This is a genomic window from Streptomyces pilosus (assembly GCF_014649835.1).
In the GTDB taxonomy this organism is placed as follows: Bacteria; Actinomycetota; Actinomycetes; order Streptomycetales; family Streptomycetaceae; genus Streptomyces; species Streptomyces pilosus.
The window spans coordinates 79,617-95,830 of the sequence record NZ_BMTU01000014.1; the positions used below are offsets into that span (position 1 = coordinate 79,617).

The 16,214-nt window shown below is 75.2% G+C and carries 5 protein-coding genes; 3 read left to right on the forward strand and 2 right to left on the reverse strand.

All coding sequences use genetic code 11. The features are described 5' to 3' along the window. Positions 1–24: 24 nt before the first annotated feature. Positions 25–543 (reverse strand): RNA polymerase sigma factor, encoded by a 519-nt coding sequence (locus IE118_RS27845; RefSeq protein WP_189560830.1) that lies wholly within the window; start codon positions 541–543, stop codon positions 25–27. A 54-nt stretch (positions 544–597) separates the two neighbouring features. Then, complete coding sequence (locus IE118_RS27850; protein ID WP_189560831.1) at positions 598–1,917, reverse strand: phthiocerol/phthiodiolone dimycocerosyl transferase family protein; 1,320 nt, start codon at positions 1,915–1,917, stop codon at positions 598–600. A gap of 470 nt (positions 1,918–2,387) precedes the next feature. Between IE118_RS27850 and IE118_RS27855 the strand changes: the two genes are divergently transcribed. The 3 genes from IE118_RS27855 to ccrA are packed head-to-tail and all read left to right on the forward strand — an operon-like array spanning position 2,388 to position 16,184. Beyond that, positions 2,388–11,030, forward strand: coding sequence for a non-ribosomal peptide synthetase (locus tag IE118_RS27855; protein WP_189560832.1), 8,643 nt, complete (start codon positions 2,388–2,390; stop codon positions 11,028–11,030). A 34-nt stretch (positions 11,031–11,064) separates the two neighbouring features. Next, the gene (locus IE118_RS27860; RefSeq protein WP_189560833.1) at positions 11,065–14,934 is read left to right on the forward strand and encodes a type I polyketide synthase; all 3,870 of its coding nucleotides are present in this window, start codon (positions 11,065–11,067) and stop codon (positions 14,932–14,934) included. Positions 14,935–14,954: 20 nt separating this feature from the next. Next, a complete protein-coding gene (ccrA, locus tag IE118_RS27865) occupies positions 14,955–16,184 on the forward strand; it encodes a crotonyl-CoA carboxylase/reductase (protein ID WP_189560834.1) in 1,230 nt (409 codons plus the stop codon). Positions 16,185–16,214 lie beyond the last annotated feature (30 nt).

Below are 16,214 nucleotides of genomic sequence, written 5' to 3' on the forward strand. Positions count from 1 at the left end.
GGCCGCGGTGCGCCGACGCCGGGTTCACGCCGCCGAGGGCTGCCACGCCTCCTGGAACCGGCGGCGGGCACGGAAGAGACGGGAGCGGACCGTGCCCACGGGCAGCGCGAGCACCTCGGCCATCTCCTCCTCGTTGAGCCCGTAGGCCCGCAGGGTGAGGACCTGCCGGTGCGCCTGGGACAGACGCTCCAGCACGTCGCTGATGTGCACCGCGTCCAGCGGGTTCGTCTCGTGCCGCGACTCCACCTGGGAGCAGCAGCGTTCCTCGCCGAAGCGCTTGGCGGTGCGGACGGCCTCGCGGACCGTCACCGAGCGCACCCAGCCGTAGAACGCCGCCGGTTCGCGCAGGGTGCCCAGGCCGCGGTAGACGGCGAGCAGCGCCTCCTGCGTGGCGTCGGCACCGTCGTCGTGCGTGATGGACCGGCAGATGCGCGCGACGTAGGGCGTGATGGAGGTCAGCAGGTGGTTCATCGCGTGCTCGTCGCCCGCCTGGGCTCGGGGGAGCAGCGTCAGGGGGGAGGGGAGTTCGCTGACGGTGGTCATGTCGGGGGAGGGCCTCCTTACGGCAGCCGGGCGGATGGGGGAGCGGGGAAGGGCTCAGCCCGTGGCCGCCGGGGGGTGCCCGGCGTCTGCCCCGGTCGTGAAGCGGAGCAGCCCGGCGCGCACGTCGTCGCGGAACGCCCTCATGAAGGACGGGCTGTAACAGGCGGTGGAGTGCGGGAACTCGATGGAGAGCCGGCCTTCGAAGGAGACCACGCACGCCATGACGGGGCTGCGTCCCGCCTGCGGGAAGTAGTGCTCGCGGGCCGGCACCAGACGCACGTCGACCGCGCGCAGCCCGCTCGGCAGGCGGGGGCCGGGGACGACGCCCATGTTGGTGGCGATGACCGTGGCCAGCTGCAGAGCGGGGTTGCGGGGGATCTCCGGCGTAATGCGCATCTCGTGGAAGTGGTCGCCGCGGGAGAGGAAGTCGCTCAGACGCCCGTGCACGGTGCGGGCCAGCCGGAGCGGCTCGGAGGCCTCGGACACCTCGAGGGTCTGCAGGTGGGTGGTGACCGCGGGGACCAGCGCGGAGGCGGGCAGCGGCGGGGTCAGCCGCGAGCGCAGGTCGACCGGGGAGAGGCAGCCGAGCGTGCGGGGCCCGTCGCCGTCCAGGCGCCGCCGGGCCGTCGCCAGCAGCGTCGCCGCGATCAGCGCGTGCACGGAGACGCCCGCGCCGCGCGCCGTCCGGCGCAGCCGCGACGTGAGGTCCGCGTCCAGGGTCAGCCTGCGGACCTCGACGCGGCCGTGCGGGGCGGGCTCCCGCGCGCCCGCGGACGGGCGCGGCACGTCGTACGGCACCAGCTCGACCGGGTGCCGTCGCATCTCCTCGATGCGGCCGTCGAGGTACTTCGCCGTGTCGGCGTCGTCGGCCGGCGGCAGCAGCCGGCTGACGGGCTCGGGCCAGCGGGGCAGGCCGGGGTCGGCGGTCCCGGCCCCGGGCTGCCCGTCGACCAGGGCACGGTAGCGGTCCCACACGGCGTTGTGCAGCGTGATGCTGCTGTGGCCGTCGACGACCGTGTGGTCCACCACCAGCACGAACAGGTGGCTCTCGCCGCCCGGCGCGCTGACCAGGACGGCACGGCTCAGCGGTCCCCCGACCGGGAGGGGCCGGTTCAGTTCGGCCGTGTAGGCGTCCGTCGCGTCGCCGGTCCGTGTGACCAGCCGGGGCCGCTCGTCCTCGCCGAGCAGACGCAGTACGTGGCCCTCGCCGTCCTGTTCGATGCGGGAGCGCAGCGGCGGGTTCGCCTCCGTGGTGGCGTCGAACGCGGCCGACAGCGCCGCCACGTCCACGGGCCCGCGCAGAGCGCAGGACAGCACGGCTCTGCTTCTCTGGCCCACGTAGAGGGTCTCGACCGGACACAGCGCACGGTGCATGCCGTCAGCCTTCTTTCCGTCGTTCGTTTCCGGGAATCCAAGGGCCCGGCATCGGTGTGCCGCCGCGGCCGTCCGCGGGGCGTGTCGGGGGACCTTTCGAGAGTGCACGGCGGAACGCGGCCGAATCCAGCGGAGAACCCGTTGAGAAGCGAAGTCGCGTGATTTCCCTAGAAGTTGATCCGGGGAGTGCACTCCCCGGCTCCGCGATTTTCAGGGAAACCCCTGAATCGGCGTCCCGGAAGCCGGTTCGCCTTGACCCGGCGGGTTCCGTTGCCCCACCGTGCTGTGCCGTGAGACCGGGGCGGGTGACCCATCCCCCGCCCCCGGCGTGCGGCACCCTGTTCCGCTCCGTGGGCCGGCCCTGCGCGTTCACCCACGCGAGGGCGGCACGGAGCGGTGGCCGCACCCGTCCGATCCGGCCGGGCCGCTGCCGTCCGGGACATTACGGCTTGCCACGTGAGGGTTGTGCTATGTCACTCCAGGAGGACGCACGTCGACCGCTGTCCGGAGCCCAGGAGGGCCTCTGGTACGCGGGGCGACTCGCACCGGACAGCGCCGCGTACAACACCGCGGAGGCGGTGGAGATCCACGGCCCCCTCGACACCGCCCTGTTCGAGACCGCGCTGCGGCGCACCGTCGGCGAGGCCGACACCTTCGCCCTGCGCTTCGCCGACGGCGACGACGGCCCCCACTGCCGGCTCGCCCCGGACGCGGACGACTGGACCCTGCACCGGGTCGACGTCAGCGGCGCCGAGGACCCCGCGGCCGCCGCATGGGCCCACGTCCGTGCCGATCTCGCCGCCCCCGTGGACCTCGAGAAGGGCCGGCTGTTCGCCCACACCCTGCTGACCCTGGCCCCCGACCGCCACCTCTGGTTGCTGCGGGCCCATCACCTGCTGCTCGACGGCTACAGCTACAAGCTCCTCGGGCGGCGCCTGGCCGACACGTACAACGCCCTCGCCGACGGGCGGGAGCCCGACCCCTGCGGCTTCGCGCCGGTGAGCCGGCTCCAGGAGGAGGAGGCGGCCTACCGCGCCTCCGAGGCGTACGCCCGCGACCGCGACCACTGGGCGCGGCGCCTGGCCGGCCTGCCGGAACCCGCCCGGCTCACCTCCCGTACGGCCGCCCCCGCCGTGCCCTTCCTGCGCCGCACCGCCGAACTGACACCCGCCGAGACGGAGGCACTCGACGCCGCCGCGGCCCGCCTCGGCGTCCGGCGCACCGACCTGCTGACCGCCGCCACCGCCGTCTACCTGCACCGGATGACCGGCGCCGCCGACCTGGTGCTGGGCCTGGCCACGATGAGCCGGCTCGGCGGCGCCGCCCTGCGCACCCCGGGCACCGCCTCCGACGTCCTCCCGCTGCGCGTCGCCGCCGCACCCGGCACCCCCCTGGCGGAGCTGGCCCGGTCCGTCGCGGACGAACTGGAGGCCGTGCGCCGCCACCAGCGCTACCGGGGCGAGTTCCTCCGCCGCGACCTGGGGCTGCTGGGCACCGGACGCCGGCTGTACGGGCCGGTGCTCAACATCGTCCCGTTCGACGAGTCCCCGGTCTTCGGCGGTCACCCCACCACCTGGCACCACCTGTCCGGCGGAGCCGTCGACGACCTGCAGATCTCGGTGCGCCCCGGTGCCCGCTCCGGCGGGCTGTGGCTGGCCTTCGACGCCAACCCAGCCCTGTACGAGGAGGACGAACTCGCGCTGCACCGGGACCGGTTCGTCATGCTGCTGCACCGGCTGGCCGAGGCGGAGCCGACGACACCGCTGCGCGACACGGACCTCCTGCTGCCGGGCGAACACCCCCGCGACACCCCCGCACGCGCGTTTCCCGTCGAGCGGACCCTCACCGAGCTCTTCGAGGAGCGCGTGGCGGCCGGTCCCGAGCGCACCGCCGTCACCTGCGGGGGCGAACGGCTCACGTACGCCGCGCTCAACGCCGAGGCCAACCGCCTGGCCCGGCTGCTGACCGGGCGCGGTGCCGGCCCGGGCCGGGTGGTGGCCCTGGCCCTGGAGCGCGGGCCGCGGCTGCTGCCCGCCCTGCTGGCCGTGCTCAAGACCGGCGCCGCCTACCTGCCCCTGGACCCCGGCCACCCGGCCGAACGGCTGCGGCTCGTCGTCGAGGACACGGCCCCCGTCGTCCTCGTCACCGAGCGGGCCCACGCCCACCTCGCCGGGGACACCGTCCCCGCCGTCCTGCTGGACGACCCGGCGGTCGCCGCCGACCTCGCCCGCCGCTCCGACGCCGACCTGAGCGACACCGACCGGCACGGGCCGGTGAACCCGTCCGACATCGCGTACGTCATCCACACCTCCGGCTCCACCGGCCGCCCCAAGGGCGTGCCCGTCGCGCACGCGGCCGTCGTGCGGCTCTTCGCCGCCGCGGCCGAACACTTCGACTTCCGCGACGACGACGTGTGGACGCTGTTCCACTCCTACGCCTTCGACTTCTCCGTCTGGGAGATCTGGGGCGCCCTGCTGCACGGCGGCCGGATCGTCGTCGTGCCGTACTCCGTCAGCCGCTCGCCCCGGGAGTTCCTGGAGCTGCTGCACCACGAGGGGGTGACCGTCCTCAGCCAGACGCCGTCCGCGTTCGAGCAGCTCGTCGACGCCGACCTCGAACGGGGCGGGGACACGGGGGCGTTGCGTCACGTCGTCCTCGGCGGCGAGGCCCTGCGTCCGGCGCGGCTGCGGCCCTGGGCCGACCGGCACGGTCTGGACCGCCCGGCGCTGGTGAACATGTACGGCATCACCGAGACGACCGTGCACGTCACCCACCACCGCCTCACCCGGGCCGACCTGGACGACCCGCGCCGCGGCAGCGTCATCGGCACCCCCCTCGCCGACCTGCGCGTCCATCTGCTGGATGCCGGGGGACGCCCGGTGCCGCCCGGCGCGACCGGCGAGATGTACGTCTCCGGCGCCGGCGTCGCCGCCGGGTACCTGAACCGGCCCGAGCTGACCGCCGAACGCTTCCTCGACGACCCCTACGGCCCGCCCGGCACCCGCATGTACCGTTCCGGCGACCTGGCCCGGCGCCGCCCCGACGGCACGCTGGAATACCTCGGCCGCGCCGACGCCCAGATACAGCTGCGCGGCTTCCGCGTCGAACCCGGCGAGATCGAGGCGGTCCTCGCCGCCCACCCGGGCGTCGCGCGCGCCGCCGTCGTGCCCCGCCGCTCCGGCAACGGCGCGCTGCACCTCGTCGCCTACACCGTCCCCGAGGGCGGCGAACCCGCGAGCCCCGCCGCACTGCGGGCCCATGCCGCCGCCCACCTGCCCGAGCACATGGTGCCGGCCGTCTGCGTCCCCGTGGACGCGCTGCCGCTGACCGCGAACGGCAAGCTCGACGTCCAGGCCCTGCCCGCCCCCGACTTCACCGCCGCCGCCTCCGGCACCCGCCCCGGGACACCACAACAACGCCTGTTGTGCAGCCTGTTCGAGGACGTGCTGAAGCTGCCCCAGGGCTCCGTGGGTATCGACGTCAACTTCTTCGACCTGGGCGGCGACTCCCTCCTCGCCACCCGTCTGCTCGCCCGGCTGCGGCACGAGACCGGCGCCGAGATCCCCATCACCGCCCTGTTCGGGACGCCGACACCGGCCGCCCTCGCCCAGCGCGTCGCCGCGGGGGCGGACGGCGCCCCGCCCCGGCCGGTCCTCGGCGGACTCGCGCGCCCGCGGCGGGTGCCGCTGTCCTTCGCCCAGGAACGCATGTGGGTCCTGCACCGGCTCGACGAGGGCGCGGCCACCTACAACATCCCGCTCCTCGTCCCCGCCGGCGCCGATCTCGACACCGAGGCGCTCCAGGCGGCCCTGGGCGACCTGGCCGACCGCCACGAGATCCTGCGGACGGTGATCGCCGAACACGACGGCACCCCCTGCCAGCGCATCCTGCCGCCGGGGGAGCTCCGCCCGGTGCTGCGGCACGTCGACTGCCCCGCCACGGAGACCGCCGCGCACGTCACCGCCGCGCTGCGCCACCCCTTCGACCTGACCGCCGAAAGCCCCCTCGCCGTCTGGCTCCTGGACACCACGCTGCTGTTCGTCCTGCACCACAGCGCCGCCGACGGCTGGTCGCTGCGCCCCTTCGCGCAGGACCTGAGCACCGCCTACGCCGCCCGTCGCGACGGCCGTGCACCCGAGTGGGCCCCGCTGCCCGCGCAGTACGCCGACTACGCGCTGTGGCAGCGCGCCCTGCTGGCCCCCGCGCCGGACGGGGCGGGACGGCTGGAGCGGCTCACCGCCCACTGGCGCACCGCGCTGGACGGGCTGCCCGAGGAGTGCACCCTGCCCGGCGACCGGCCGCGACCCACCGCGCCGCGCGGCGCCGGAGCGCACGTCGAGACATCCGTCGACGCCACCCTGCACCGCGCCCTGCTGCGCCTCGCCGACCGCGAGGGCGCCAGCCTGTTCATGGTGCTGCACGCCGCCGTCAGCGCCCTGCTCACCCGCTGCGGCGCCGGCGAGGACATCGTCCTCGGCACACCCGTCGCGGGCCGCACCGAACCCGCCCTCGATCCGCTGATCGGCCTGATCAGCAACACCCTGGTGCTGCGCGCCGACACCTCCGGCGACCCCGCCTTCCGGGACCTCCTCGCCCGGCTGCGCACCGCCGACCTGGCCGCCCTGGACCACCAGGACCTGCCCTTCGACCGGCTGGTGGACGAACTGAACCCGCCCCGCACCCCCGGCCGGCACCCCCTGTTCCAGGTGATGCTGGCCCTGCAGAACAACGCACCCGCCGTCCTCGGACTCGACCGCACCCGGGCCGAGTTGCGGCCCACCGCCACCGGCACCGCCAAGTTCGACCTCTTCGTGGACGTCCAGGAACACCACACCCCCGACGGCGCCCCCGGCGGCCTGACACTGCACGTCGAATACGCCACCGACCTCTACGACGCCGGCACCGCCGAGGCGTTCGCGCACGCCCTGCACGACGCTCTGCGCACGGTGGGCGCCGCACCGGACGTCCGCCTCACGGACCTGCCCGCACTCCCCGAACGCACCCCGGCCACGGCGGCGTTCGACCCCGCCGAACTGGAGGACACGGCCCTCGCCGTGCCCGGCATCCGCGACGCCCGGGCCCTGCCCGGCGGCGACGGCACCCCACCGCGCCTGTACGCGGTGCCGGGGCGGCCGGACGCCGCCGAACGCCTCGAGGACGCCCTCGACCGCGCGGGCCACGGCACCGTCCGCGTCACGGCGGTCAACGCGCTGCCCCGCACGGAGGACGGCACCGTCGACACCGAGGCGCTGCTTGCCCTGCCCGCCGTCGACCGCACGGCCGCCGGGACCTGGCGGGAGTGCCTCACCGCCCTCGCCGGCGTCACCGCCGCCGAGGTGTCGGTGGAGAACACACCCGAGGAACTGGACCGCCGTCACACCGGACTGCCCGACCGCACCGCCGACCCCGCCCCCGCCACCCGCACCGCCGGCACGTCCGCCGTCCCGGCGCTCAGCGAGGGCCCCGCACTGCGGGAGCCGTCCGTGCCGAGCTGGGCCGAGGCCCTGCGGCGCGCCGCCGAACGGGACCGGGGCGACATCGTCCACGTCCGTGCCGACGGCAGCGAACACCGGCGCACCTACGCGTCCCTGATCCCCGAGGCCTCCCGCGTCCTGGCCGGCCTGCGCCGGGCGGGACTGCGCCCGGGAGACCAGGTCATCCTCCAGTGCGACGCCACCGAGGACTTCCTCGCCGTGCTGTGGGGCTGCGTCCTCGGCGGCTTCGTCGCCGTCCCGCTGACCGTCCCGGCCTCCTACGACACGCCGTCCGCCGCCCTGACCAAGCTGGAGGGCATCTGGCGGATGCTCGGCCGGCCGTGGATCGTGTGCTCCGCCGGCCGTGAGGCGGGGCTGCGCGCCCTGGCCTCACGGCAGGACTGGCCCGGGCCGCGCATCACCACGGCCGACGCGCTGCGCGAGGCGCCCGAGGACCACGACTGGCACCCCGCCGAGCCGGACGACCTGCTGCTGATGCTCATGACGTCCGGCAGCACCGGCCTGCCCAAGGCGGTGCGGCTCACCCACCGCAACGTGCTGACCCGCTCCGCCGCCACCGAGCAGATGAACGGCCTCGGCGCCGACGACGTCTCCCTGAACTGGATCCCGCTCGACCACGTCACCGGCGTGGTCATGTTCCACCTGCGCGACGTGTACCTGGGCTGCCGCCAGATCCACGCCCCCACCTCCTGGATCCTCCAGGACCCGCTGCGCTGGATGGACCTCGCCGACCGGCACCGCGTCACCGTCACCTGGGCGCCCAACTTCGCCTTCGGCCTCCTCGCCGAGCACTCCCACCGCTTCACCGGCCGCGCCTGGGACCTGTCCCCGATGCGGCTGGTGATGAACGCCGGCGAGGTCGTCGTCGCCTCCGCCGCCCGCCGGTTCCTGCACACCCTTCGGCCGTTCGGCCTGCCGCAGGACGTGATGCACCCCGGCTGGGGCATGTCCGAGACCTGCTCCGTGGTCACCGACGCCGTCCTGCCCGGTGAACCCGGGCCCGGCGAGGGCACGTTCGTCAGCTGCGGCCGGCCCTACCCCGGCTTCGCCATGCGGATCGTCGACGACACCGGCGCCGTCCGCGCCGAGGAGGACGCCGGCCGGCTCCAGGTCCGCGGCACCTCGGTGACCGGCGGCTACCACGACAACCCGGCGGCCAACGCGGAGGCGTTCACCGGGGACGGCTGGTTCGACACCGGCGACCTGGCGTTCCTGCGAGCCGGCGAGCTGTACATCACCGGCCGGGCGAAGGACGTCATCATCGTCAACGGCGTCAACCACTACAGCCACGAGATAGAGGCCTGCGTCGAGGAACTGCCGTGCGTGGAGCGGAGTTTCACCGCCGCGGTCGCGGTGCGCACCGACCCGTCGTCGCCCACCGACGAACTGGCCCTGTTCTTCCACCTCACCGCCGAAGCCGCCGCCGACCCGGCCGGCCCCCTGCGCGAGATCGCCGGCAAGGTCACCCGGGAGATCGGCGTCAGCCCCGCCTTCCTGATCCCGGTCGGGCGGGACACCGTCCCCAAGACCGAGATCGGCAAGATCCAGCGCACCAGGCTCCGCAAGGGCTTCGAGGCGGGCGACTTCGACGAGGAGGTCCGCCGGACCCAGTTGCTGCTGGGGACCGCGGCCACCGTCCCCGACTGGTTCCTGCGACCGGTGTGGCAGCGGGCGGAACGCCCCGCAGCCCGTACGGCGACGGCCGGCCGGCACACCCTCGTCCTGGCGGGCGGCGACCCGGAGGCCGTCCAGCTCGCGGAACGGCTCGCCGGGGCGCTGCGATCCGGTGGGGGCCTGTGCACGGTGGTCGGTGAGGGGACGTCGTACGACCGGCTGGACGCCGCGCGCCACCGCGTGCGGCCCGCCGAGGAAGCCGACCACGCCGCGCTGTTCGGTCAGCTGGAGCGCGACCGGCGCCCGGTCGACGCCGTCGTGTACCTCGACGGACCGCGCGGCACGGCGGGGCCCGGGACGGCGCCGGACGACACGACCGGTGCGGAGCGGCTCCTCGCGTTCGCCCGCGCCCTCGCCGCCCGGCCCGGCCGGCAGCGCCCCGTCGACCTGCTGTACGTCACGGCGGGCACGCAGGCCGTACGTCCCGGGGAGCTTGCCTCCCCGGCCCATGCCATGGCGGGCGCGCTCCTCAAGTCGCTGTCCGAGGAGTCGGGCCGGCTGCGCGCCGCGCACCTCGACCTGGCGGCGGACGAGGGGGCGGACCCCTTGCCGGTCCTGCTGGCCGAGGTGACGGTCACCGCGGACGCGGCGGAGGTGGCGTACCGCGACGGACACCGGTACGTACGCCGCCTCGCCCCCCTGCCGGGCACCCTGCCGCACGCGGGGGTGCCCGGACACGACGGCTTCACCCTGCTCACCGGCGGGCTGGGCGGCGTCGGCGCCGAGATCGCGGCGCATCTGCTGCGCACCTCCGGCACCCGCCTGCTGATCGTCGGCCGCACACCGGCAGCCGAGGCCGTGATCCCGCCGCGGCTGCGCGAGCTGGGCGAGGTCCGCTACGCCCGTGCCGACGTCACCGACGAACGCCAGGTGCGCGCCGCCGTGGAGGCCGCCACCGAGGCGTGGGGCGTGCCCCTGGGGTCGGTGCTGCACCTGGCCGGCACCCTCGTGGAACGACCCGTGGCCGAGCTGGACACCGCGACGTGGCGCCGGGCGCTGCAGGCGAAGGTGCGCGGCGCGTGGACGCTGCACCGCGTCACCGCCGACCACCCGGTCGGCTCGTTCGTCACCTTCTCCTCGGTGAACGGCTTCTTCGGCGGCGCGATGAACGCCGCCTACGCCGCCGCCAACGCCTGCCTGGACGCCCTCGCCCACTACCGCCGCGGTCTCGGCCTGCCCGCGCAGTCCCTGGCCTGGAGCATGTGGCGCGAGCGCGGCATGAGCCGCGGCTACGGCCTCACCGCGCTCACCGAGGCCCGCGGCTACCGGCTGCTCGACGTCCCCGCGGCGCTGCGCTCGTTCGACCTCGCCCGCTCCCTGGACGAACCGCACCTGCTGATCGGTGCCGACCGCACCGCCCCCTGGGTCCGCAGCCACGTCGTGGCCCCCGTCCGCCAGGTGCGGCGCCTGTCCGCCCGCGTCGGCCTGGCGGACGGCACGGACCTGGGCGCCCTGTACCGGGCGGCGTCCGACGGGATCCGCGCGGCCGGCCTGTCCGACGCGTGGGAGCTGCGCTCCGCGGGCACCGCGGCACGCCCCGAGGCGACGCGGGCGGGGGAGGAGCTGCGGCGGCTGGAGGACCGGCTCGCCGAGGTGTGGTGCGCCGTCCTGGGCCGGGACCGGGTGGGCCGCGACGAGAACTTCTTCGACCTGGGCGGCAACTCCCTGCTCCTGGTCACCGCCCAGACCGACGTCAACCGCGCCTTCGGCACCGACCTGTCGGTGGTCGACCTGTTCGCCCACCCCACCGTCCGGGACCTGGCGCGCCACCTGGCGGCACACCTCGGGGCCGGCACCACGCCCGACGCCGCACCGGCACCGCGGCCCGAGTCCGCCCCCTCGCCGCGCAGCGCCCGGGACCGCGCCAAGGACCAGGCACAACGCCAACGCGCCGCCCGCGCCCGCCGGTCCGCACGACACGGCACGGACCGTGACCGTGCCTGACCCCACCGGGCCGGGAGAGAACGGGGCGACATCCATGCGGCACAGCACCGAGCCGGGAGAGAACGGGACACAGACCGTGCACGACACCACCGCACCTCACGACGACGACCTCCCCGCCGTCGCCGTCATCGGCATGGCGGGCCGCTTCCCCGGCGCCGACGACCTCGACGCCTTCTGGGACAACCTCGCCGCCGGACGGGAGTCCGTCCGGCCCGTCACCGACGAGGAGTTCCTCGCCGCCGGCGGCGACCCGGGCGACCTGGACGACCCGACGCTGATCCGGATGGCGTCCGTCGTCGAGGGCATCGACCGCTTCGACGCCGGGTTCTTCGGCTACAGCCCCGCCGAGGCCGCCGTCGTCGACCCCCAGCAGCGGCTGCTGCTGGAGACGGCCTACCACGCCCTGGAGGACGCCGGCTGCCTCCACGGCGACCGCGGGGGCGAGGCGTTCGGCGTGTACGCGGGCGCGGGCGACAGCCGGTACTACCCGGCCCACGTGTACCCGCGCCACGCCGGGCAGCCGGGCTCGGTGGCGCTCGTCCACGCCGCCACCGCCAACTCCCTGGGCACCCTCGCCACCCGCGTCTCCTACGAACTCGGCCTCACCGGCCCCAGCGTCTCCCTGCAGACGGCCTGCTCCACCGCGCTGGTCGCCGTGCACACCGCCTGCCAGGACCTGCTGGACCACCGCTGCGACACCGCGCTGGCCGCCGCCGTCTCCCTCAACCCCTCCGCCGTACTGGGCTACCGGCACGTGCCCGACGGGCCGTTCTCGCCCGACGGTCACTGCCGCGCGTTCGCCGCGGACGCCGCCGGCACCTCCTCCGGCGACGGAGTCGGAGCCGTCGTGCTCAAGCGGCTGGAGGACGCCCTCGCCGACGGCGACCGCGTCCGCGCCGTCATCCGCGGCACCGCCGTCAACAACGACGGCCGCCGCAAGGTCGGCTTCAGCGCGCCCAGCGCCGCAGGACAGACGGAGGTCATCCTCGCCGCGCAGGCCCAGGCCGAGATCGACGCCGGCACCCTCGGCCTGATCGAGGCGCACGGCACCGCCACCAGACTCGGTGACCCGATCGAGGTGTCCGCCCTGACGGAGGCCTTCCGGCACAGCACGGACCGCACCGGGTTCTGTGCGCTCGGCTCGGTCAAGTCCAACATCGGCCACCTCGGAGCCGCCGCCGGCATCGCCGGACTCATCAAGGCGATCCTGGCCCTGGAACACCGGCAGATCCCGCCGAGCCTGCACTTCGACCGGCCCAACCCGCTCATCGACTTCGACGCGAGCCCCTTCCGCGTGCCCACCGCCCTGGAGGACTGGCCCCGGGGCGACCATCCCCGCCGCGCCGCCGTCAGTGCCTTCGGCATCGGCGGCACCAACGCCCACGTCGTCCTGGAGGAGGCACCGCCCACCACCCCGGCCGCACCGCGTCCGCCCGAGGACGCCCGCCGCCTGGTGCTGCCGCTGTCGGCGCGCACCGCCGGCGCCCTGCGCGGCCAGGCCGAGGCACTCGCCCGGCACCTCGAAAGCCGCCCGGAACTGCGCCTGGACGACGTGGCCCACTCCCTGCGCACCGACCGGCCCGCACTGCGCCACCGGCTCACCGTCACGGCCGCCACCCGCGAGGAGGCCCTCGACGCGCTGCGCTCCGCCGCCCCGGACACCCCGCCGCCCTCCGACGACCCCACCCGGGTCGCGTTCCTGCTGCCCGGCGGCGGCACCCAGTACCCCGGCATGGGCAAGGAGCTGTACCGCGACCACACCGTCTACCGCGACACCGTCGACGAGTGCGCCCGCATCCTGCGGCCCGTCCTCGGCGCCGACCTGCGCACCGCCCTCTTCGAGGACCGGCGGCCCGACGCCACCTCCGCGTTCCTCGGGCTCGTCGTCACCGAGTACGCACTGGCCCGCACGCTCATGGAGTCCGGCGTACGCCCCGACGCGCTGATCGGCCACTCGCTCGGCGAATACACGGCCGCCTGCCTGGCCGGCGTCATCGACCTCGCGGACATGCTGCCCCTGGTCACCGAACGCATCCGGCTCATCGGCTCCGCCGGCGGAGCCACCGTCGGCGTCGCCGCCCCCGCCGAGGACATCCGGCCACTGCTCGACGCCGGCCTGGCCCTCGCCGCCGACAACGGCCCCAGCGCCTGCACCGTCGCCGGCCACCTCGACGCGGTCACCCGCTTCGAGGCCGAACTCACCCGCCGCGGAGTCCCGTTCCGCCGCCTGCGCATTCCCGTCGCCGCTCACTCCCACGTCCTCGACCCGGTCCTGCCGGCCTACGAGACCCACCTGCGCCAGGTCGCCCTGCGCCCGCCACGCATCCCCTACGTCACGAACGTCACCGGCACCTGGGTCACCGACGCACAGGCCACCTCCGTACCGCACTGGATCGACCACACCCGCCGCACCGTGCGGTTCGCCGACGGCATCACCGCCCTGTGGGGCCGGCTGCACCCCGTCCTCGTGGAGATCGGCCCGGGCGACACCCTGACCAAGCTCGCCACCGGCCGGCTCACCGGCGAGGCACCGGTGACGGTGACCACCATGCGGCACGCCAAGGCCGAGGCGTCCGACGGGTTCGTCCTCGCCGAGGCGCTGGGACGGCTGTGGAGCGCGGGCGTGGACAGCGCCCTGCCCCCGGTTCCGGGCACGCCCCGGCGGGCGCCGCTGCCGCCGTACGCCTTCGACCGCCGGCGCCACTGGATCGACGCGCCCGGTGCCCGGACGGACCCCGGCACGTCCGACGACACCCCGGCCGCGGCGGACCCCGGCCTCGCCCCCCGGCCCCGGCTGACGACCGAGCACGTACCACCGCGCACCGACCGCGAACGGCAGGTCACCCGGCTGTGGGAGGAGATCCTGGGCGTCGGCGGCATCGGGCTGCACGACAACCTCTTCGACCTCGGCGGCGACTCGATGCGCGCCGTGCTGCTGGCGGGCCGGCTGCGCCAGGCCGGTGTCCTCGACGTCCCGGCGGCGACCCTGCTGGCCGCGCCGACCGTGGCCGGGGTCCTCGCCGCGGCCGACCAGCCGGACGGGACGTCGCCGGGCGGCCGCGCTTCCGCGCTCGGCCCGCTGCTGCCGCTGCGCGCCGAGGGCACCGCCACGCCCCTGTTCTGCGTCCACCCCGGCGCGGGCGTCGCCTGGCGCTACACGGGCCTGCTGCCGCACCTCGGCGGCGACCAGCCCGTCCACGGCATCCAGGCGGCCGGCCTGGACGGCACCCGACCGCCCGCACCGGACGCCGCCGCCATGGTCGCCCACTACCTCGACCTGGTACGCCAGGTGCAGCCTCACGGCCCCTACCGGCTGCTGGGCTGGTCCTACGGCGGTTTCGTCGCCCACGCCATGGCCTGCGCCCTGCAGCGCGACGGCGAGCGGGTCGAACTGCTCGCGATGCTCGACGCACCCCAGCCGCACGGCACGGCCCACGACCCCGACGCGGCCGAACGCCAAGTCGCCGCCCTGCTGTCCAGGGTGGCCGGCCTCCCCGTCGACCCGGCAGCTCCGGTGGACGCCGTCCTGGAGCGGATCGACGCCCGGGTCACGGCCGACCCGGCGAGCGCCCCCGTCACGCGCGCCGAGGCCGCCGCCATCGCCACCGTGATGCGCAACAACCTGCGCATCGCGCCCGGGTTCGTACCCGGCGTCTACCGCGGTGACGTGCTGTTCTTCAGCGCCGCCGAGGAACGGCCCACCGACGGCCCGGCCGACCTGGCGGTGCTGCCCGGCAAGGCCGACAGCTGGCGGCCCCACGTCGACGGGACCCTCCACGACCACCACGTGCCCTGCGGCCACTACGAGATGACCGAACCCGAACCCATCGCCCGCATCGGCGAAGCGGTCGCCAAGGCCCTGCGCGGCCTCGGTGACCGGGCCGCCACACCCCCTTCCCCTTGAACGCGTTGAGGAGAACCAGCGTGAGCGCGACCCAGGCCCTCTACGAACTCGGCGACGCACCCGAGATCGGCACCGTCCCGAAGCAGATGTACGCCTCGCTCATCCGCCGTGAACGCTACGGACAGCCCGTAGACGCCTTCCGCACCGAGGTGGTCGACGTCCCGCCCGTGGGCCGCGGACAGGTCCTGGTGAAGGTGATGGCGGCCGGCATCAACTACAACAACGTCTGGGCGGCGCTGGGTTCGCCGCTCGACGTGATCGCCGCCCGGCAGAAGGCGGGCGCCACCGAGGATTTCCACATCGGCGGCTCCGACCTGTCCGGGATCGTGTGGGCGGTCGGCGAGGACGTGCGCGGGGTGCGGCTCGGTGACGAGGTCGTCGTCCTCGCCAACCGCTGGGACGAGAGAGCCGAGGACATCCGCCTCGGCGGCGACCCCACCTGGTCCGCCAGCCAGCGGGTGTGGGGCTACGAGGAGAACTACGGGTCCTTCGCCCAGTTCGCCGTCGTCGACGACTACATGTGCCACCCCAAGCCCGCCCGGCTGTCCTGGGCGGAGGCCGCCTGCTACATGGCGACCGCCGCCACCGCCTACCGCCAGCTCTTCGGCTGGCCGCCGCACACGGTGCGCCCCGGCGACCCGGTGCTGATCTGGGGCGGCGCCGGCGGTCTCGGCTGCATCGCCATCCAGCTCGTCCGGCACGTCGGCGGCATCCCCGTCGCGGTCGTCTCCAGCGAGGAGCGCGGCGAGTTCTGCCTCAAGCTGGGCGCCGAGGGCTACATCGACCGGCGGCGGTTCGACCACTGGGGGCGGCTGCCGGACACCACCGACGAGGCGGCGATGGGCCGCTGGCTGTCGGGCGCCCGCGCCTTCGGGCGGGCCTTCTGGGAGGTGCTGGGCGAGCGCCGCAGCCCGCGCGTCGTGCTGGAGCACTCCGGCGCCGACACCATCCCCACATCCCTGTACCTGTGCGACAACGGCGGCATGGTCGTCCTGTGCGGCGGCACCACCGGCTACAACGGCGACGTCGACCTGCGCTTCCTGTGGATGCGGCAGAAGCGCCTGCAGGGCTCGCACGTCGCGACGGCTCGCGAGGCACGTGAGGTCACCCGGCTGATCGACCAGGGAATCATCGACCCCTGCCTGTCACGGACCTTCGAATTCGACGAGATCGGGCTCGCCCACCAGCTCATTCACGACAACCGGCACCCGGCGGGGAACATGGCCGCCCGGGTGGGCGACATAGGGTGATTCGCCCGCGTCCTGAGGGGTACCTGCGGC

Coding starts and splice junctions, on each gene's coding strand:
- IE118_RS27845 (WP_189560830.1), bottom strand. CDS start 543: ATGACCACCGTCAGCGAACTCCCCTCCCCCCTGACGCTGCTCCCCCGA.
- IE118_RS27850 (WP_189560831.1), bottom strand. CDS start 1,917: ATGCACCGTGCGCTGTGTCCGGTCGAGACCCTCTACGTGGGCCAGAGA.
- IE118_RS27855 (WP_189560832.1), top strand. CDS start 2,388: ATGTCACTCCAGGAGGACGCACGTCGACCGCTGTCCGGAGCCCAGGAG.
- IE118_RS27860 (WP_189560833.1), top strand. CDS start 11,065: ATGCGGCACAGCACCGAGCCGGGAGAGAACGGGACACAGACCGTGCAC.